Below are 18,995 nucleotides of genomic sequence, written 5' to 3' on the forward strand. Positions count from 1 at the left end.
GATACTGAATTCTAGCACCTTGCAGCGCAAACGAGGCAAAGGAAGACGTCTATCGCAGAGCATCCTGCTAGGCCGCAGGCTCCGGTATAATGCCCGGCTTTTATCCCAGGGCCCTTGTAACTCGGGGGTCGGGTAAAAGCCGCTTACGCATTTTCGGGTGTCGCCAGCGGGTTTTTCGTCCAGCCTGTGCCCAGGATGGTTCTGCGATTTTTGGAGTTTTTATGCTCGAACAGGCTCAGCGCGTCCTCAAGGACATCTTCGGTTACGACAGTTTTCGGGGTCGCCAGGGCGCGATCATCGAATGCGTGGCCAAGGGTGGCGATGCGCTGGTCCTGATGCCCACCGGCGGCGGCAAGTCGCTGTGCTTCCAGGTCCCGGCCCTGTTGCGCCCTGGCCTGGCGGTGGTGGTATCGCCGTTGATCGCGCTGATGGACGACCAGGTGGCGACCCTCGACGAATTGGGCGTGGCCGCCGCTTCGTTGAACTCGACCCTCAGCGCCGAGCAGCAACGCGAACTGGCCGGGCGTATCCGCCGCGGCGAAGTGAAGATGCTCTACCTGGCTCCCGAGCGCCTGGTGCAGCCGCGCATGCTCGATTTCCTGCGTACCCTCGACATCGCCCTGTTTGCCATCGACGAGGCCCACTGTGTGTCGCAGTGGGGCCATGACTTCCGTCCCGAGTACCTGCAACTGGGGCAACTGGCCGAGCTGTTCCCCAACGTGCCGCGCATTGCCCTGACCGCCACCGCGGACATGCGCACCCGTGAAGAGATCGTCACCCGCCTGCACCTGCAGAACGCCGAGCGCTTCCTGTCGAGCTTCGACCGGCCGAACATCTTCTACCGCATCGTGCCCAAGGAGCAGCCGCGCAAGCAGTTGCTGGCGTTCCTCGGCGAGCGGCGCGGCAACGCCGGTATCGTCTACTGCCTGTCGCGCAAGAAGGTCGACGACGTCGCCGCCTACCTGTGCGAGCAGGGCTTCCCGGCCTTGCCTTACCATGCCGGCCTGCCTGCCGAGACCCGCGCCTCCAACCAGCGGCGCTTTCTCAACGAGGAAGGCCTGATCATGGTCGCCACCATTGCCTTCGGCATGGGCATCGACAAGCCCAACGTACGCTTCGTTGCTCACCTCGACCTGCCCAAGTCGCTCGAGGCCTACTACCAGGAAACCGGCCGCGCCGGTCGTGACGGCCTGCCTGCCGATGCCTGGATGGCCTACGGCCTGCAGGACATGGTAATGCTCAAGCAGATGCTGCAAAACTCTGAAGGCGACGAGCGCCACAAGCGCATCGAGCAACACAAGCTCGATGCCATGCTCGCCTTGTGTGAAGAAACCCGCTGCCGCCGCCAGACCCTGCTCAACTACTTCGACGAAGAGTTGCCGCAGCCGTGCGGCCACTGCGACAACTGCATCGATGGCGTGCAGACCTGGGATGCCACCGAGCCTGCGCGCCAGGCGCTGTCGGCGGTGTACCGTACCGGTCAGCGTTATGGCGTCGGCCACCTGGTGGATGTGCTGCTGGGCCGCGATAACGAAAAGATCCGCAATTTCGGCCACGAGAAACTGGCCGTGTACGGCGTTGGCAAGGACCGCTCCGAGCACGACTGGCGTTCGCTGTTCCGCCAGTTGGTCGCCCGCGGCCTGGCCGACATCGACCTCGAAGGCTACGGCGGCCTGCGCCTGTCCGACACGTGCCGGCCGTTGCTGCGCGGTGAAGTCAGCCTCGAGCTGCGTAAAGATCTCAAGCCACAAACCAGCAGCAAGGGTGGCAGCAGCAGTGGCGGCAGCCCGGCCAGCCAGCTGGTGCGTGGCGAAGAGCGCGAACAATGGGAAGCCCTGCGTGCGTTGCGCCGCAAGCTGGCCGAAGAACATGGCGTGCCGCCGTATGTGATCTTCCCCGATTCGACCCTGCTGGAGATGCTGCGCAGCCAGCCCACCAGCCTCAGCGAGATGGGCCGGGTCAGCGGCGTCGGTGCGCGCAAGCTCGAGCGTTACGGCGAAGCCTTCCTCGAAGTGCTGGGTGGCGGCGTCGAAGCGCCAAAGATCGTCACCGACCTGCGCCACGAACTGGTCAGCCTGGCCCGCGCCGGCATGACTCCGATGCAGATCGCCGGGCAGCTGAACTGCAGCGAAAAGAACGTCTACAGCCTGCTTGCCGAGGCCATTGGCCGCCAGGAGCTGTCGCTGGACCAGGCCCTGGACCTGCCGGAAGACCTGCTGGGCGAAGTTCAGGATGCCTTCCTCGATGGTGAAGGCGAGTTGCCGCCGGTGTCGGCGATTGCCGAGCAGTTTGGCGGGCGAGTGCCCGAAGGTGTTTTGTATTGCGTACGGGCCGCGCTGGCTGCCGAATTCGAGATGTAAAACCGGCCTTGTCATCATTTATAACGATTATCGAAGCACCGCCAGCCGTATGAGCCTTGCCTGCGGCTCACGGTCATGGTTAGCTGACTAATAATTAGTTCTGATGATGAGTTTCTCTATGCCGTTGACCGACCAACACAAATTCGGGATGCAGCTGGCACACATGTCCCGCGGCTGGCGCGCCGAACTGGATCGCCGCCTGGCCGGGCTGAACCTGTCCCAGGCCCGCTGGCTGGTGCTGCTGCACCTGGCTCGTTTCGACGAGGCGCCGACCCAGCGCGAGCTGGCCCAGAGTGTCGGCGTCGAGGGGCCGACCCTGGCCCGCTTGCTCGATAGCCTGGAAACCCAGGGGCTGGTGCGCCGTCAGGCGGTGCTCGAAGACCGACGGGCGAAAAAAATCCTCCTCTGCCCACCGGCCAAGCCTTTGATCGACCAGATCGAAACCATTGCCAACGCCTTGCGCGCCGAGCTGTTCGTCGGTGTTGACGAAGAGGACATGCGCATTTGCATGCGCGTCCATGCGCGGATCCTGGCCAACCTGGAAAAGTCCTGATCCTGCTCAGAAGGTGTGACCCAGGTTCAGGTACATCGCCTTCTGATTCTCGCTGTTGGCCCCGTAGCTGAAGTTCAGCGGCCCCAGGGGCGTCTCGAAACCGACGAAGATGCTGGCTGCATTGATGTAGCCACTGTCGAACTCGTTGTCGTTGTTCCAGGCCCGGCCGCGCTCCAGCGAACCGCCCAGGTACAACGGGAAGTCCAGCGGCAGGTAGGCGCGTGGGGTCAGGCGGCGGTAGTAGACCACGCGCATCAGGCTGACGTTTTGCCCGGATACCGAATCCTGGCGAAAGCCCGACAGCTGCCGGGCGCCGCCGAGCACGAAGCTTGAGGTGACCACTTCGGCATCATCCAGGGTCCTGCCGTAGCGCCCGCCTACCACCCAGGTGTTGGGGCCGCTGCTCATGGCCTTGTCGATGTTCAAGTCCCACTGCCGGTAGCGCTGGTCCGAGCCCAGGTTCGGGTCGTACTGGCGCAAAGTCAGGTTGATGTCTTCGCCGCTGTGGGGGAAGTAGACGTTGTCGAGGCTGTCGAACGAGTACTTGAGTTCGTAGAAGCCTTCGTTGAAGTTGACCTTGGGCAGGTCCTGGTCGCCGATGCGCACCTCGGCCTGGCCCCAGGCCTGGCCGACGCCAAAGCGCACTTCGCCGTTGTTGCCGATCTGCCGACCGAGGTTGAGACCGAAGCCATAGCGCTCCAGACGGTATTCGGCAATCGGGTCGTCGTCCAGGGTCGCCTCGATGTTTTGCGAGCCGAGGTCAATGTATGGCGCGATGAAATAGCGCGAGCCGGCATCCAGCGGCTGGTAGAACTCGCTGTACAGCTCTTGCTGGTCGCCGATCTGCGCGCGGGTCAGCCATTCGGCGCCGAGGGAGTTGATGCCGTTGACCCGGTAGCTGGCACCGATGTTGAAGGCGCTGTCGCCGCGCATGTCGTCCGACAGGTTCAGGCCCAGGCGCAGGTAGTCGGTGCCGCCGCGACGGCCACGGGCGTTGATCACCAGGGTGTTGTCGTCACCCTTGTGCACTACCCGGTACTGGACCCGGTCGAAGTAGTCGAGGCCGTACAGGGTGCCCATGTCGGTCTGCAGGCGGCCCAGTTCCAGTGGCTCGCCGATGGGTTGGCGAATGTAGTAGCGGATCACGTCGTCGCTGACTTTCGAATCGTTCTCGATGCGGATCGCGGTGATCACCGGTGTGCGCTGGCTCGGCGAGCGTGCGGCCAGCAGCTCGCCGTCGCTGGCCTGCGGGCGCTTGAGCACCGCCAGGCGTGCGTCCAAAGCGCGGGCGGCGCGGTAGCCGGCGTCGATCATGTCCTGGGCTCGGCCGAAATCGGTGACGCCAAAACTCGACAGCGGTGGCTGGATGAGAATGTCGTCGCGGTGCAGCGCTGCCAGTTGCTCTTCGGAGTTGCGTCGGGTCATCAGGGTGATCGACTGGTTGAGCACATCGACCACGGTTGCCAGCTGCTTGCGGCTGCGCAGCGGGGTGCCGATATCGACGACGATGGCCACGTCCACACCCATCTCGCGCGCGACGTCCAGGGGAATGTTGTCGACCATGCCGCCATCGACCAGTAGCCGGCCATCGATCTCGACCGGGGCGAACACCGCCGGGATCGACATGCTGGCGCGAATCACCTGGGGCAGGTGGCCACGACGGAATACCACCTTTTCGCCGCTGGCGATGTCGGTGGCCACGGCGCGGAAGGGAATCGGCAGCTTGTCGAAGTCGCGGGTGTCGCTGGTGTGGGCGAGCATGCTTTCCAGCAGCAGCGCCAGGTTCTGGCCCTGGATCACCCCCAGCGGCAGGCCCAGGCTGCCGTCGTCGCGAAAGCTGAGCTTTTGTTTGACGAGAAAGTCGCGGTCATCCTGCTTGCGCCGAAACGGCACGTCCTTGCGCGGCGGCGCGTCGGACAGCGCCTGCTGCCAGTCGATGTTGAGGGCGAGCTTTTCCAGTTCGTCGATCTTGTAGCCGGAGGCGTACAGGCCGCCGACCACCGCGCCCATGCTGGTGCCGGCAATCGCATCGACCTTGATGCCCTGTTCTTCCAGGGCCTTGAGCACGCCGATATGGGCCAGGCCACGGGCAGCACCGCCGGAGAGCACCAGGCCGACTTTCGGTCGGGGCGCTTCGGCGGCCAGCAGCGGGAAGCAAACGAACATCAGCAGCAGGGACAACAGCAGGCGGTGCATCATGACTCTCGGAGCGAAGGCTAAAGACCGCTAGTATAAGCGCGCCCACCTGTCAGGAGACCTTCAGTGTATGTCCGCGCATAAACCGGAAATTGTCATTACCTACTGCACCCAGTGCCAATGGCTGCTGCGTGCCGCCTGGCTGGCCCAGGAACTGCTGAGCACCTTCAGCGACGATCTGGCGCGGGTGGCCCTTGAACCCGCCACCGGTGGCTCCTTCCGTATTACCTGCGACGGCGTGCAGATCTGGGAGCGCAAGGCCGATGGCGGCTTCCCTGAAGCCAAGGTGCTCAAGCAGCGCGTGCGCGACCAGATCGACCCGCAGCGTGATCTGGGCCACAACGACCGGCCCTGACCCTCAGCCCTCGGCGACCGCCGCCTTGCCTACTTGATTGCCGGCCGCCAGGCGGCTGGAAATGACGATGGCGAGAATGATCAGCACACCGCCCATAAGCATGCGCAAAGTCGGGGTTTCGGCGAAGATCAACCACGCCATGGCAATGCCGTAGACCGGCTCCAGAGCAAACACCACGGCAGCGGTGCGCGCCTTGATCACCGCCAGGCTGGCGACGAACAGGCTGTGGGCGACGCCGGTACAGAACACCCCGAGCAGGCCGATCCACAGCCAGTCCATGGCGCTGACGCTGCCCAGCGCCGGCGCGGCCACCGGCAACAGGCACAGGGCGACCACGGCGTTCTGGCACAGTGCCGCCTGCACCGCCGGGATGCGCCCGGAGCCTGCACGGTTGGTCAATGACAGCAGTGAAAACAGCAGGCCTGACAGCAGCGACCAAAGCAGGCCGCCGGTGGCCTGGCTGGCCAGGTCGAAGTCCGGGGTTACCAGCACCAGGCCGATGCTCACCAGCAGCACCAGGACAATCTCGTTGGTGCGGATGCGCTCGCGAAACAGCAGGCCTTCAAGGATCACGGTAAAGGCCGGGAAGCTGGCAAAGCCGAGGGTGGCGATGGCGACACCGGCGACTTTCACCGAAATGAAAAAGCTCACCCAGTGCCCGGCCAGCAGTACGCCGCCGAGCAGCAGGCGGCGCCAGTCCTGGGCCTGCAGGGGCTGCCAGGCCTTGCGCGCAAAGCCTGCGAACACGGCCAATGCCAGCACGGCAAAAGCGGCTCGGCCGAAGACGATGATCGCCGGCGCGGCGCTGGCCAGTTTGCCGAATACGCCGGTCAGGCCGAAAAACAGTGCGCCGATGTGCAGGGCGCCGAGGGCAGTGCGGTGATTCATGGTGGTCCTTGTCAGAGAGCAGGGCAGCGGCGCCAGTTTACGGGGGCGGCGCTGGCGCTGTCTGTCGCGGTCCTCGCGTCAATTGTCGGCACAATCGCGGCGCAAGGCACCAGGCGTGCGGCCAAACGCCTTGAGCATGGCGGCGGCAAAGGCGCTTTGCGAGCTGTAGCCGACCTGGCAGGCGATATCGCCGATCGGCAAGCGGGTATCGCGTAGTAGCTGCCGCGCGCGTAGCAGGCGACGCTGGCGTACATAGTCCATGGGCGTGACCCCGCATTCAGCCATGAACCGCGCATGCAGGCGCGCGCTGGAAAGCCCGGCCAGGCGCGCCAGGTCGGCCACCTGCAGCGGGTAGGCGGCGTTCTGCTCGATATGCGCATCGAAGCGGGCATAGGGCAGTGAGGTTGTCGGCGCAACGGGCGCCGCGCCGCCGTTCAGGCTGGCCAGCAGCAACACTGCACCTTGCTGGGCGATCAGCGGATCGTTGATCGAGCTGGCCGCCAGCCAGTCGACCAGTTGCTGTTGGCGAGTGTCCAGGCTCAACGGCCCGGCCCGCTCCAGCAGGCGCTGGCTGGCGTCCAGGTGCGCGCCCAGGCTCTGGCCCAGCCAGTTGTCGACCGGGACGTCCAGCACCAGGCAATCGCTACCGACGGTACTGCCGCAGGTGTGATGGCGGCCAGCCGGGACCACCATCAGGTCCTGGCGGTCCAGCTGCGCGCCGCGGCCTTCGACCTCGAACTCCAGGCGCCCGCGCAGGCCGAACACCAGTTGCGGATGGTCGTGGCTATGGGCGATCAGGTCGTGGCGATAATGGCGCAGGGAAAGTATCGGGGCGCGGCTCATCGAAGGCTCCTCCGGCAATCGCAGCAGTGTACAGGCAAGCAGGCGGGCCGGGCATGTCATCAGACCGACACCGGGCGGTCATGTTCGATTCACCGCTGCTTGGCAAGCTGGCGCAAACCTTCCCGGAGCCTGCCGATGACCCGTGCCGAGCTTGTCAGACCCTCGCGCAAACAGCGCGTGCGCACCCTGTGGATCTCGGACGTGCACCTGGGCACCCGGGATTGCCAGGCCGAACACCTGTCGCAGTTTCTCAAGGGTTACCAGGCCGATCGCATCTACCTGGTCGGCGACATCATCGACGGCTGGAAGCTGCGCGGCGGCATGTACTGGCCCCAGGCGCACACCAACGTGATCCGCCGCCTGCTGACCATGAGCAAGCGCGGTACCGAGGTGATCTACGTGACCGGCAACCATGACGAGTTCCTGCGTCGCTACTCCAAGCTGGTGCTGGGCAATATCCAGTTGGTCGACCAGGCCGAGCACCTGACCGCCGATGGCCGGCGCCTGCTGGTGATTCATGGCGACCAGTTCGACGTGATCACCCGTTATCACCGCTGGCTGGCGTTCCTCGGCGATTCGGCCTACGAATTCACCCTGACCCTCAACCGCTGGCTCAACCACTGGCGTGCGCGCTATGGCTACGGTTACTGGTCGCTGTCGGCGTACCTCAAGCACAAGGTCAAGAGCGCAGTCAGCTTCATCAGCGACTTTGAGGAGGCCATCGCCCATGAGTGCGTCAAACGCGGCTTTCATGGTGTGGTCTGCGGGCACATTCACCATGCCGAGATCCGCAAGGTCGGCGAGGTGGATTACCTCAATTGCGGTGATTGGGTCGAGTCGTGCACGGCACTGATCGAGCACTGGGACGGCAGCATCGAGCTTTATCGCCTGGCCGACGCCCAGGCCGAAGCCGCCCGGCGCCAGGCCGGGCTGGAGGAACTGGTGGATTCAGGCAGTGGCGGCGGGTTGCTCTAGCGCGGCCTTGTAGATCGACTGCCGGGGCTTGGCGAACAGGCGCTGCAGCATCGGCTCGAAGAAGCTCAGGGGCAGGCTGTCGTAGCCCGGATCGAAGGCGGCGGCATCGTAGCGGGCACAGAACTCGATGGTTTGCTGGTACTGCGGATGGTCCTGGAATTGCTCGCGCAGGTGCCGGTCCATGCCCAGGTGATGGAAAAAGTAGTAGCCCTGGAACACCCCGTGTTTTTCTACCATCCACAGGTTTTCCGGGCTGATGAACGGCTTGAGGATGGCGGCGGCGATGTCCGGGTGGTTATAGCTGCCGAGGGTGTCGCCGATGTCGTGCAGCAGCGCGCAGACCACGTACTCTTCATCGCGCCCGTCACGCCAGGCGCGGCTGGCGGTTTGCAGGGAGTGGCTCAGGCGGTCGATGGGAAAGCCGCCGAAGTCGCCATCGAGCAGGTGCAGGTGCGCCAGGATGCGATCGGCCAGCTGGCTGGCATAGGCCCTGAAATCCTCGGCGATGATTGCCCAGTCCTGCTCGGTACCGTCCTGCATGTGGTTAAAGCGGGCTTGCTGGTTCATCGGCGCTCCGAAACGCGGGGTTTCAGGGCACTCTACCTGTACCGTTGGTCGGGGCAGTGGCCGCCCGGGACGGGTTTCTGACCTTGCGGGCCGAAATCAGAAGCTGACCTTGCCGCGCAGCATGTCGCGGTACATGGCGAAGTCGCCAATCAGGCTGTACAGCGGGTGCTTGAAGGTGGCGGGGCGGTTTTTCTCGAAGAAGAAGTGCCCGACCCAGGCAAAGCCGTAACCGGCAAAGGGCAGGGCCAGCAGCAGCAACCAGTTGCCGCTGCCCAGGGCAAAGGCGAGTACGGCGATGACCAGGCTGGTACCGACGAAATGCAGGCGCCGGCAGGTGGGATTACTGTGCTCACCCAGGTAATAGGGGTAGAACTCGGCAAAACTGCGAAATTGCTGAGGGCTGTTCACGACACTGCTCCAGAGTCTGGTCAATCTGACGAAGATACACGGCGTGGAGCCTGATCTGAGTCTAGAGTGAGTAACACTACAGAGCAGTGACAATAGGCGCCAATTGAGTATCCTTTGAGATCGCCGCAGGAGCGGCTTGTCGGTAACAAAAGAAGCCAGCCATGAGCGAAAGAACCACGTCAGCAAGCTGGGCATCAGGGATCGTCAAGGCACTTGAACTGGAAGGGCTCGATTGCCGTGCCATGTTCAAGCAACTTGGCCTGGATTTCACCGCGCTGGACGATCCCGACGCACGCTTCACCCAGGACTCCATGACCCGCCTGTGGCAGTTGGCGGTCGACCTTTCCGGCAACCAGGCGATTGGCCTGAACATGGCGCGGGTGGTACGCCCGGCGTCCTTTCATGTGGTCGGCTACGCGCTGATGTCGAGCCGCACCCTGGCCGAAGGTTTCGAGCGGCTGGTGCGCTATCAGCGGATCATCGCCGAAAGCTCCGACCTGAGTTTCCGCCTTGAGCCCGACGGCTATGCGTTGATTCTGACCGTGCATGGCGATCACCTGCCACCCACCCGGCACAGTGCCGAAGCCTCGCTGGCCTGCGCCCTGGCGCTGTGCAGCTGGCTCAGCGGGCGGGTGATCCAGCCGCGTCGGGTGCTGGTCCAGGGGCCGCAGCCCAAGGACTTGGGCCCTTACAAGACCGCATTCCATGCCCCGCTGGTGTTCAGCGCGCCCTACGATGCGCTGGTGTTCGAGCGCGCTGATATGGAGGCGCCGCTGCCGACGGCCAACGAGGCCATGGCCACCTTGCACGACCGCTTTGCTGGCGAATACCTGGCGCGCTTCTCGGAAAGCCGGGTTACCCATCGTGCGCGCCAGGTGTTGTGCCGGGTTTTGCCCCAGGGCGAGCCCAAGCGCGAAACCATCGCCCAGGCCCTGCACCTGTCGCAGCGCACCTTGCAGCGGCGCTTGCAGGAAGAGGGCACGAGCTTTCAGACACTGCTGGACGATACCCGCCGCGAGCTTGCCGAGCAGTACCTGGCGCAAGCCAACATGACCCTGCTGGAGGCTGCCTATCTTCTGGGTTTCGCCGACCCGAGCAATTTTTTCAGGGCGTTTCGCCGCTGGTTCGATGTCACCCCTGGCGAGTACCGGGCGCGCTTGAACGGGGCCGTGGTGGCCCCGGTAGAGGATCCGCCGGTCAGTGACGCCAGAACGCCGGCATACATAGCACCAGCACCGTAATGATCTCCAGACGCCCGAGCAGCATGCCGAAGGCCAGAATCCACTTGGCCGCATCCGGTAGGGTGGCGAAGTTGCCGGCCGGGCCGATGGTTTCGCCCAGGCCCGGGCCGACGCCCGATACGGTGCTGGCGGCGCCGGTCAGGGCGGTCATCCAGTCGACACCCAGCAGCGACAGGGCCAGGGCGATGACGCAGATGGTGATGGCGAAGAAGAACGAGAAGGTCAGAATCGAACGCACGATCTCTTCATCGAGGCGGTGGCCGTTGTACTTCTGCTTGATCACCGCCCGGGGGTGAATCAGCTGGTTCAAGTTGGCCTTGAGCAGGATGTAGGCCACCTGGAAGCGGAAAATCTTGATGCCGCCAGCGGTCGAGCCCGAGCAGCCGCCGACAAAACCCAGGTAGAAGAACAGCATCAGCGAGAAATTGCCCCACAGGCTGTAGTCGCCCAGGGCGAAGCCGGTGGTGGTGACCACCGAGGTGACGTTCAGGGCCACGTGGCGCAGGGCGTCGAGCCAGTGCAGGTTGGTGGTGGCCCAGTACCAGGTGCCGAGCACCAGCCAGGTCGCTACCAGCATCGCCAACAGGCCCTGGACCTGCTGGTCCTTGATCAGCGCCTTGCGGTTGCCGCGGATGGTCGCCACGTACAGGGCGAACGGCAAGCTGCCGAGGATCATCACCACCACCGCTACCCAGTGCACCGCCGGTATGTCCCACTTGGCCAGGGACTGGTCGGAGGTAGAGAAACCGCCGGTGGAAATCGCCGACATGGCGTGGTTGATCGCATCGAAGGCGTTCATGCCCGCCAGCCAGAAGGCCAGGGCGCCGAGGGTGGTGATGCCGATGTACACCAGCACGATCGACTTGGCGACCATGTGCGAGCGTGGCATGACCTTCTCGGAACGGTCCGAGGACTCGGTCTGGAACAGGCGCATGCCGCCGATGCGCAGCAGCGGCAGGATCGCCACGGCCATGGCGATAAAGCCGATACCGCCGAGCCAGTGCAGCAGCGAGCGCCACATCAGGATACCCGGCGACATGCTGTCGAGGCCGCTGAGTACGGTGGCGCCGGTGGCGGTAATGCCGGACATGCTTTCGAAAAAGGCGTCGGTGTAGCTGATGTGCTGGGTCAGCAGGAACGGCAGGGCGGCGAAGATGCACACCACCAGCCAGCTGCTGACCGTCAGCAGGTACATGTCGCGCGGGCGCAGGTGCACGTGCTCGGGGCGGCCCTGGATGATCAGCGCCAGGCCTGCGATAAAGGTGATCATGCTGGCCCACAGGAACGACGGCAGGTCGCCCGTGCGGTCGAAGATCACCAGGGTGGCCATGGGCACGACCATGCTGATCGCCAGGGTGATCAGGAAGATGCCGATGATGAAACCAATGATCCTTAAGGTCGGCAACGCCATGTGATCTGCTCTGACTCGAAACGGAAGGGCGCCATTCTACCTATGGACCTTTTTAAGTAAACGCTAGAATAGCCCGACATTTATCCACAAGGGGTAGCCAATGGAGGCTCTCGACGCATTGCTCAACCGGGTTTCGGTTCCACGTCTGCTGGATCCGGCACCCAATGCCGCACAACGCGAGGCGCTGTTTCAGGCTGCCTTGCGGGCACCGGACCACGGCCAGCTGCGGCCCTGGCGCTTCCTGACGGTCGAGGGCGAGGCGCGGGCCAAGCTCGGCGAACTGCTCGCCGAAGCGGTCAAACTCAATGGCGAGACCGGCCAGGCGGCGCTGGACAAGGCCCGGGCCATGCCGTTGCGGGCGCCGTTGCTGGTGGTTGTGGTTGCGCGGCTGCAGGATCACTTCAAGGTGCCGCAGTCCGAGCAGCGCCTGGCGGCCGGTTGCGCGGCCCACGGTATTTTGCTCGCGGCTCATGCCCAGGGTATTGGTGCGGTATGGCGTACCGGTGAGCTTTCGTACAGCAAGCATGTGGCCAAGGGATTGGGGCTGGCGGACAACGAAGAGATCATCGCCTTCCTGTACCTGGGTACTCCACAAAATGATCCGCGCACCGCGCCGGTGCTGGCGACGGCTGATTTTGTCAGTGCCTGGGAGTAGCCGCGGGGGGTAGGGCCTCATCGCGGGTCAAGTCGAGGCGTCGCACCGCCGCTCCCACAATGTAGGAGCGGGCTTGCCCCGCGAAGCTATATTGAGTCAGGCCTTGCCAGTGGCAACTCTAGCGTGGCAACAAACCCGCCCTGGGGATGATTGCCCAGGCTCAAGCTGCCGCCATGGCGCTCCGCCGCCTTGCGCGCAATGGCCAGCCCCAGGCCATGGCCAGCGGCACTTTGCCCGGGCGCCCGGTAGAACGGCTCGCCCAGTTGCGCCAGGTGCTCTGCGGCCACTCCCGGGCCATGGTCACGCACACTCAGCACAATCTTGTCGCTTTCGCGCACCCCGGTAATTTCAATCGGCTGCCCGGCCGGGTTGAAGCGCACGGCATTGCGCAGCAGGTTATCCAGCGCCCGCTCCAGCAGCGTCGGCCAGCCTTGCAGGTTGAGCCCGGGTTCATGCTGCAGCAGGATCTCCTGCTCCGGCGCGCCCAGTTGCGCGTCCTTGTGCACGGCGGCCAGCAGGGCATCAAGGTCCACTGGTTCGGCCCGTGCCTGTTCGGCATCGACCCGGGCCAGCACCAGGATCTCACTGATCAGCGCTTCGAGGCGGTCGCATTCGCGGGTCAGGCGCGGCCACAGGGCCTGGCGCTGCTCGGGTTCGGCGCGTTCGGCCAGGGCCAGGGCGATACGCAGGCGTGCCAGCGGCGAGCGCAGTTCATGGGAAACGTCACGCAATAGCTGGCGCTGGCTGCCGATCAGGCTCTGCAGCCGCGCACCCATGCGGTTGAAGTCGTTGGCCAGTACACCGAACTCGTCACGGCGGTTGGCCAGGCGCGCCAGGCTGTTCTGCTGGTAGGTAGTTTGCCCCAGGTCATGCACGGCGCCGCGCAAGCGGCTCAGCGGGCGGGTGATCGACAGGGTCACCAGCAGGCTGAACAGGGTCAGCACCACCAGGGCGATGCCTAGGGCGCTCAACGGCCAGAGCAGGCTGTCGCGGTGCCAGGCATCCAGTTCCGGGTGCGGGATGCGATAGATCAGCAGGTAGGTCTCGCCGCTGTCGGGGCTGGTGTATTCCTCGGTCAGGCGGCGCCACGGCAGGCGCCGGTCGTCGTTGTGGCGGCGCGCCTCGAAGGCGGCGGCGCGGCGCGGGAAGGTGCCGGGCACGACGGCGTCGCCACTGTCGTTGAGCACTTGCACATCGATGTTGTAGCGGCGCTTGCGGTGTTCGAGGTAATGCTGGGCGTATTCCGGCCCTTGCTGTTCATAGCGCTGGGTCCAGTTCTTGGCCAGGGTATTGAGGCCCGGGTGGCGGCTGAGAATCCAGGCGTCCTGGTTCAGCATGTGCCCGAGCAGGATCGACAGCCCGGCAACCAGGGCGATGGCTAGCCAGAAACTGGCCAGGATGCGCCAGAACAATGAACGCAAAAGAGGCACCTCTAACGGAAAAAGCCCGGCCTGCTGGGGCAGGCCGGGCGGGTGGCTGACAGCTTACTGGGCCTTGTTGGCTTTTTCAGCTTTCCAGGCTTTGAACTCGGCCCATTCGGCGCGGCGTTCATCCTGCTTTTTCTTCATTTCGTCGAACTGTTTTTGCTGTTCGGGTTTGAGCAGGGCGCGAATCTCGGCCTGGGTCTTGTCCTTCTTGGCCTTGAGCTCGTCTTTCAGGGCCTTCTGGTCAGCGGCCGGGAGTTTTTCCAGGTAGCGCTGGGTGATTTCCTGACGGCTTTTCATCTGCTCGCCCATCAGCTTGCCGATCTGCTGGCGCTGTTCGCGGCTCAGGTCCAGCTGGGCGAAAGGCGCTCCACCGCGGTGGTGCTCGCCGTGGCGCGGGCCGCCGGCATCTGGCATGGCCATGGCAACGGTGGGCAGAGCAGCGGCGAACATCAGGGCGATAAGGGTCTTGCGCATGGTGACTCTCCTTTCTGAGGCCGGTCGTTACCGGATGTGCCCAGTCTAGGGAGATCAAGGTCAGCGGCGGTCAGGCAAGGGTAAAGCTTGGGTAAAGATGCCTGCGCGCCGTGCTGACATTACAGGCTGTAGTAGTAGCCGCGGCTGCGCAGGGCGACGATGCGCGGGCGGCCATCGGCGTGCGGGCCGATCTTCTTGCGCAGGTTGCTGACGTGCATGTCCAGGCTGCGGTCGTACAGGGTCAGCTTGCGGCCCAGGGCGATCTGCGCCAGTTCCTGCTTGTCCAGCGGCTCGCCGGGCTGGCGCAGCAGGGCTTCGAGGATGCGGCTCTCGGAGAGGGTCAGGGCCAGCTCTTGCTCGTCGATGCTGACCACGCCGCGGGCCGGGCTGAAGCACAGGTCGCCGATTTCCACCTGGCTCGGCGTCGCGTTGGGGTGGCTGCGGCGCAGCACGGCGCGCAGGCGGGCGGTGAGTTCACGCGGGTCGCAAGGTTTGGCCAGGTAGTCGTCGGCGCCCAGCTCCAGGCCGAGAATCCGGTCCAGCGGCTCACCACGGGCCGAGAGCATCAGCACCGGCAGTTCGGCGTGTTCGCTGCGCAGCTGCTTGAGCAGCTCAAGACCGCTGCCGTCGGGCAGCATCACGTCCAGCACGACGGCGGCCGGCGCCTGTTCGGCCAGCGCCTTGCGGGCGCTGTGGCCATCGTGGCAGGCACGTACCACGAAACCTTCCTGGGTCAGCCAGCTGCCGAGCAGCTCGCAGAGTTCCTGGTCATCATCAATCAGTAACAGCTCGCTCATGACTCACTCAATTCAACCATTGCCGACGCTTTCTGTGTCCGCCACTGGCAAAGATACCGCAGAGTGCTGCAAACAGGGCAACTGCGCCACCAATCAGGAACCATTGTTGCTGCTCGGTGATGAGTTTCGGCGCGGCGCTGGCCTGCAATTCCTTGAGTGCCAGCTTCAGTTTCTGGTTTTCCTGGCGCAGACGGGTGAGCTGGGCGCTTTCACGTTCGCTGTCGGCGTTGTGCAGTTGCTGGACCAGGGTTTCGCGCAGGCGCTCGCTTTCTTTGAGGCGCTGTTGCAGCTCGGTGATCTGGCTGCCGGCACTGAGCGACAGCGGGGTGCTGGAGCCGCTGGGCTCTTCAGCCTGGGCCAATGGGGTCAGCAGCAACAGGCACAGCAGCAGGGACAACGGACCTTGACGCATCGGAACTCCTGATTCCATTGGATGGTTCAGGAGGTTGTCGGCCATCGGGCGAGAATAATGAGCATTTGCCAAGAGAAAGCTGCAAGGGGCGGTGCGCCGGCTTGGCCACCGCCCTGCGGCATTACGGCAGGACTTGCTTGAACGGCTTGACGATGACGTTGGCGTAGACGCCGGCGGCAATGTACGGGTCGGCGTCGGCCCAGGCCTGGGCGGCGCTGAGCGAGTCGAATTCGGCGACGATCAGGCTGCCGGTGAACCCGGCGGCGCCCGGGTCGTTGCTGTCAACGGCCGGGTGCGGGCCGGCCAGTACCACGCGGCCTTGCTCCTTGAGCTGCTGCAGGCGTTCGATATGCGCCGGGCGCGCGGCCAGGCGTTGTTCCAGCGAATCGGCTACGTCTGTGGCAATGATGGCGTAAAGCATGTCATTCCTCGTGCTTGGGAGTGGAAGGCGGAGTGGTCGGGTCGCTGTCGTGCAGGTGGCGCGACAGGTAGACACCCTGGGCCACCAGGAACAGCACGGTCATGCCCAGGCTGCCGAATACCTTGAAGTCGACCCAGAAGCTCTGGAAGGTGAAGGCAACGAACAGATTGGCCGCGCCACAGAACAGGAAAAAGCCGATCCAGGCGATGTTCAGGCGCGTCCATACCGGCTCCGGCAGGGTCAGGGCGTGGCCCATGATGCGCTTGATCAGCACCCGGTCGCCGATGAAGTGGCTGCCGGTGAAGGCCAGGGCGAACAGCCAGTTGACCACCGGCGCCTTCCATTTGAGGAAGGTTTCGCTGTGGAAGGCCAGGGTCAGGCCGCCGAACACCAGGCAGGCCACCAGGGTCAGCCACTGGCCTTTCTCCAGCTTGCGCTGGCGAAGGAACAGGGCGCCGTAGACCACCAGCGAGCTGATGATCAGCATCGCCGTGGCGCTGTAGATGCCGCCCAGTTCGAAGGTGTGCCCGGCAAATTCGATGGCACGCGGTTCGAGCTTGTAGACGATGAAGAACAGGAGCAGCGGGATGAAATCGATGAATTGTTTCACAGTGGCAGCCAGAAGCAGGATGTGACGGCATAATAACAAACATCAATGACAGCGAAAGCGCCACCTATGAATGTTGATCTGCACTGCCACAGTACGGCCTCCGACGGCGCCTTGTCGCCAACGGTTCTGGTCGCCCGGGCCCATGAGCACGGCGTGCGGATGCTCTCGCTGACCGACCACGACACCCTCGAAGGCCAGCTCGAAGCCCGCGCCGCCACCCAGGCCCTGGACATGCACTGGGTCAGCGGCATCGAGCTGTCGTGCACCTGGGGCGGGGCGACCATTCACGTGCTGGGCTACAACTTCCCCCTCGACGCCGCGCCGTTGCAGGCCGCCGTCGAGTCGCTGCACCGTGGTCGCTGGTTGCGTTCGGAAGAAATCGACCGACGGTTGGCACTCAAGGGCATGAAGGGCGCGCTCGACGGCGCGCGGGCCATCCAGCAGGAACTGGGCGACAGCGGCAATGCCCCGGCGCGCCCGCATTTTGCCGAGTACCTGGTGCGCGCAGGCTATGTAAAAGACCGCGCCGAGGCGTTTCGCAAGTGGCTGGGGGCCGGCAAGCTGGGCGACGTGAAGCTGCACTGGCCAACCCTGGAGGAGACCGTCGAGACGTTGCGCCAGTCCGATGCCTGGGTCAGCCTGGCCCACCCGATGCACTACGATTTAACCCGCAGCAAGCGCCGCCGGCTGATTGCCGACTATATTCAAGCAGGCGGGCAGGCGCTGGAAGTGGTCAACGGCATGATGCCGGCCGAACAGGTAGGCACTCTGTCGATCCTGGCCCGTGAATTCGGTCTGCTGGCCAGTGCCGGCAGTGATTTCCATGGCCCTGGCACCTGGGGCGAGATCGGTGTCTACCGGCCATTGCCAGAGGACCTGCCACCACTGTGGCGCCGATTCAAACATGAGCAGCCTATCGCGGCAGTCTGAACAGGAAGAGAACGTGAGTCAGTTTTTCCAGATTCATGCGGAAAACCCGCAACCGCGCCTGATCAAACAGGCCGTCGAAATCATCCGCAAGGGCGGCGTGGTGGTTTATCCCACCGACTCCTCCTACGCCATGGGTTGCCAGATCGGCGACAAGAACGCGGTTGAACGGGTTCGTCGCCTGCGTCAGCTGGACAAGAACCACAACTTCACCCTGATCTGCTGCGACCTGTCGCAAATGGGCCTGTTCGCCAAGATCGACACCGCCACCTTTCGCCTGCTCAAGGCCCATGTACCGGGGCCGTACACCTTCATCCTCAACGCCACCCGCGAAGTGCCGCGCCTGCTGCTGCACGAAAAGCGCCGCACCATCGGCCTGCGCGTGCCGTCCAACCCGATTGCCCTGGCCCTGCTCGAAGAGCTCGGCGAGCCGCTGATGAGCGTCAGCCTGATCATGCCCGGCGAAGACCAGCCGATGACCGATCCCTACGAGATTCGCCAGGCCCTGGAGCATCATGTCGACCTGATCGTCGATGGCGGCTTTGGTGACCTGAAGGCCTCGACCGTGATCAACCTGGCGGGCGATGAGCCGGAAGTGATCCGCGTCGGTTGCGGCGACCCTGCGCCGTTCATGGTCGAAGCGTGAGCCAGGCGACTACCCCCGAAGCCAGTATCGACCCGCAAGCAGGCGCCCAGCAGGAACTGCCGCTGGTGCTGGTGTATGGCGAAGCCATGACCGAGATGCCGGTAGACCTGTACATTCCGCCGGACGCCCTGGAAGTGTTTCTGGAGGCCTTCGAAGGGCCTCTGGATTTACTGCTGTACCTGATTCGCAAGCAGAACGTCGACATCCTCGACATCCCGGTGGCGGAAATCACCCGCCAGTACATGGGTTACGTCGAACTGATGAAGACCGTGCGCCTGGAGCTGGCCGCCGAGTACCTGGTGATGGCGGCGATGCTTGCCGAGATCAAGTCACGGATGCTGCTGCCGCGTTCGGCCGAGGTCGAGGAAGAAGAGGCTGACCCGCGTGCCGAACTGATCCGCCGCCTGCAGGAGTACGAGCGCTTCAAGGCCGCCGCCGAAGGCATCGACGGCCTTAGCCGGGTTGGCCGCGAGGTCATCGTGCCGCGCCTGGACGCGCCGCAGGCCAAGGTGCGCAAGCTGTTGCCCGAGGTCAGCCTGGAAGAGCTGCTGGTGTCGATGGCCGAAGTGCTGCACCGTGGTGATCTGTTCGAAAGCCACCAGGTCAGCCGTGAGGCGTTGTCGACCCGCGAGCGCATGAGCGAAGTGCTTGAGCGCCTCAAGGGCGGCGGCTTCGTGCCCTTCGTCGAGCTGTTCAGCGCCGAGGAGGGCAAGCTCGGGGTGGTGGTGACCTTCATGGCGATTCTCGAACTGGTCAAGGAATCCTTGATCGAACTGGTGCAAAATGAGCCCTTTGCGCCGATCCATGTCCGCGCCCGCGCCGAGTAACA

The 18,995-nt window shown here is 64.2% G+C and carries 21 protein-coding genes; 9 read left to right on the forward strand and 12 right to left on the reverse strand.

Annotated features, from left to right (window positions below; translation table 11 throughout):
- Window positions 1–221 precede the first annotated feature (221 nt).
- Both recQ and ACZ9A3_RS04000 read left to right on the forward strand, forming a co-directional pair.
- A complete protein-coding gene (recQ, locus tag ACZ9A3_RS03995) occupies window positions 222–2,360 on the forward strand; it encodes a DNA helicase RecQ (protein ID WP_045200081.1) in 2,139 nt (712 codons plus the stop codon).
- A gap of 118 nt (window positions 2,361–2,478) precedes the next feature.
- A complete protein-coding gene (locus ACZ9A3_RS04000) occupies window positions 2,479–2,913 on the forward strand; it encodes a MarR family transcriptional regulator (protein ID WP_045200083.1) in 435 nt (144 codons plus the stop codon).
- Between the two features lie 6 nt (window positions 2,914–2,919).
- On the opposite strand, the gene ACZ9A3_RS04005 is transcribed toward ACZ9A3_RS04000, so the two are convergent.
- Entirely contained in the window at window positions 2,920–5,109 is a 2,190-nt protein-coding gene (locus ACZ9A3_RS04005) for a patatin-like phospholipase family protein (RefSeq protein ID WP_476252166.1), read from the reverse strand.
- Between the two features lie 70 nt (window positions 5,110–5,179).
- Between ACZ9A3_RS04005 and ACZ9A3_RS04010 the strand changes: the two genes are divergently transcribed.
- Window positions 5,180–5,464 carry an Rdx family protein gene (locus ACZ9A3_RS04010; protein ID WP_045200087.1) on the forward strand — a complete coding sequence of 95 codons (285 nt, stop codon included), beginning with the start codon at window positions 5,180–5,182 and terminating at the stop codon, window positions 5,462–5,464.
- Window positions 5,465–5,467: 3 nt separating this feature from the next.
- Here the strand turns inward: ACZ9A3_RS04010 and ACZ9A3_RS04015 are convergent, their stop codons facing one another.
- Window positions 5,468–6,352: a DMT family transporter gene (locus ACZ9A3_RS04015; protein WP_093385851.1), complete on the reverse strand. Its 885-nt coding sequence runs from the start codon at window positions 6,350–6,352 to the stop codon at window positions 5,468–5,470.
- Between the two features lie 78 nt (window positions 6,353–6,430).
- On the reverse strand, window positions 6,431–7,195 hold the full coding sequence (locus ACZ9A3_RS04020) for an AraC family transcriptional regulator (RefSeq protein ID WP_476252167.1): 765 nt from the start codon (window positions 7,193–7,195) through the stop codon (window positions 6,431–6,433).
- A 135-nt stretch (window positions 7,196–7,330) separates the two neighbouring features.
- Here ACZ9A3_RS04020 and ACZ9A3_RS04025 point away from each other — a divergent pair, with 135 nt between their 5' ends.
- Window positions 7,331–8,170 carry a UDP-2,3-diacylglucosamine diphosphatase gene (locus tag ACZ9A3_RS04025; protein ID WP_045200092.1) on the forward strand — a complete coding sequence of 280 codons (840 nt, stop codon included), beginning with the start codon at window positions 7,331–7,333 and terminating at the stop codon, window positions 8,168–8,170.
- Here ACZ9A3_RS04025 and ACZ9A3_RS04030 read toward each other — a convergent pair.
- A complete protein-coding gene (locus tag ACZ9A3_RS04030) occupies window positions 8,144–8,737 on the reverse strand; it encodes an HD domain-containing protein (RefSeq protein WP_476252168.1) in 594 nt (197 codons plus the stop codon). The genes ACZ9A3_RS04025 and ACZ9A3_RS04030 overlap by 27 nt on opposite strands.
- A 96-nt stretch (window positions 8,738–8,833) precedes the next feature.
- Window positions 8,834–9,145: an Mpo1-like protein gene (locus ACZ9A3_RS04035; protein ID WP_093385834.1), complete on the reverse strand. Its 312-nt coding sequence runs from the start codon at window positions 9,143–9,145 to the stop codon at window positions 8,834–8,836.
- 161 nt (window positions 9,146–9,306) lie between these two features.
- Between ACZ9A3_RS04035 and ACZ9A3_RS04040 the strand changes: the two genes are divergently transcribed.
- Window positions 9,307–10,386 carry an AraC family transcriptional regulator gene (locus ACZ9A3_RS04040; protein WP_045200099.1) on the forward strand — a complete coding sequence of 360 codons (1,080 nt, stop codon included), beginning with the start codon at window positions 9,307–9,309 and terminating at the stop codon, window positions 10,384–10,386.
- On the opposite strand, the gene ACZ9A3_RS04045 is transcribed toward ACZ9A3_RS04040, so the two are convergent.
- Window positions 10,343–11,797 carry a TrkH family potassium uptake protein gene (locus tag ACZ9A3_RS04045; RefSeq protein ID WP_045200101.1) on the reverse strand — a complete coding sequence of 485 codons (1,455 nt, stop codon included), beginning with the start codon at window positions 11,795–11,797 and terminating at the stop codon, window positions 10,343–10,345. The two genes, ACZ9A3_RS04040 and ACZ9A3_RS04045, sit on opposite strands and share 44 nt — an antisense overlap.
- 100 nt (window positions 11,798–11,897) lie before the next feature.
- Here ACZ9A3_RS04045 and ACZ9A3_RS04050 point away from each other — a divergent pair, with 100 nt between their 5' ends.
- On the forward strand, window positions 11,898–12,452 hold the full coding sequence (locus ACZ9A3_RS04050; RefSeq protein ID WP_476252169.1) for a nitroreductase family protein: 555 nt from the start codon (window positions 11,898–11,900) through the stop codon (window positions 12,450–12,452).
- An 86-nt stretch (window positions 12,453–12,538) separates the two neighbouring features.
- On the opposite strand, the gene ACZ9A3_RS04055 is transcribed toward ACZ9A3_RS04050, so the two are convergent.
- The 6 genes from ACZ9A3_RS04055 to ACZ9A3_RS04080 form a co-directional block, all read right to left on the reverse strand.
- A complete protein-coding gene (locus ACZ9A3_RS04055) occupies window positions 12,539–13,873 on the reverse strand; it encodes a sensor histidine kinase (RefSeq protein ID WP_045200105.1) in 1,335 nt (444 codons plus the stop codon).
- Window positions 13,874–13,936: 63 nt separating this feature from the next.
- Window positions 13,937–14,353, reverse strand: coding sequence for a Spy/CpxP family protein refolding chaperone (locus ACZ9A3_RS04060; RefSeq protein WP_045200107.1), 417 nt, complete (start codon window positions 14,351–14,353; stop codon window positions 13,937–13,939).
- A gap of 119 nt (window positions 14,354–14,472) precedes the next feature.
- Window positions 14,473–15,150: a response regulator transcription factor gene (locus tag ACZ9A3_RS04065; protein WP_045200109.1), complete on the reverse strand. Its 678-nt coding sequence runs from the start codon at window positions 15,148–15,150 to the stop codon at window positions 14,473–14,475.
- A 7-nt stretch (window positions 15,151–15,157) separates the two neighbouring features.
- A complete protein-coding gene (locus ACZ9A3_RS04070) occupies window positions 15,158–15,562 on the reverse strand; it encodes an SH3 domain-containing protein (protein WP_045200111.1) in 405 nt (134 codons plus the stop codon).
- A 121-nt stretch (window positions 15,563–15,683) separates the two neighbouring features.
- Window positions 15,684–15,983: a YciI family protein gene (locus ACZ9A3_RS04075; RefSeq protein WP_093385819.1), complete on the reverse strand. Its 300-nt coding sequence runs from the start codon at window positions 15,981–15,983 to the stop codon at window positions 15,684–15,686.
- 1 nt (window position 15,984) lies between these two features.
- Window positions 15,985–16,593 carry a septation protein A gene (locus tag ACZ9A3_RS04080; protein WP_476252170.1) on the reverse strand — a complete coding sequence of 203 codons (609 nt, stop codon included), beginning with the start codon at window positions 16,591–16,593 and terminating at the stop codon, window positions 15,985–15,987.
- A gap of 66 nt (window positions 16,594–16,659) precedes the next feature.
- On the opposite strand from ACZ9A3_RS04080, the gene ACZ9A3_RS04085 reads away from it, so the two are divergent.
- The 3 genes from ACZ9A3_RS04085 to ACZ9A3_RS04095 all read left to right on the forward strand — a co-directional run bounded on the left by ACZ9A3_RS04085 (window position 16,660) and on the right by ACZ9A3_RS04095 (window position 18,993).
- Window positions 16,660–17,523: a PHP domain-containing protein gene (locus ACZ9A3_RS04085; RefSeq protein ID WP_045200118.1), complete on the forward strand. Its 864-nt coding sequence runs from the start codon at window positions 16,660–16,662 to the stop codon at window positions 17,521–17,523.
- A 13-nt stretch (window positions 17,524–17,536) separates the two neighbouring features.
- Complete coding sequence (locus ACZ9A3_RS04090) at window positions 17,537–18,166, forward strand: L-threonylcarbamoyladenylate synthase (protein ID WP_045200120.1); 630 nt, start codon at window positions 17,537–17,539, stop codon at window positions 18,164–18,166.
- A 128-nt stretch (window positions 18,167–18,294) separates the two neighbouring features.
- Window positions 18,295–18,993, forward strand: coding sequence for a segregation and condensation protein A (locus tag ACZ9A3_RS04095; protein ID WP_476253314.1), 699 nt, complete (start codon window positions 18,295–18,297; stop codon window positions 18,991–18,993).
- Window positions 18,994–18,995: the final 2 nt, after the last annotated feature.

The organism is Pseudomonas sp. TE4620 (assembly GCF_056279045.1).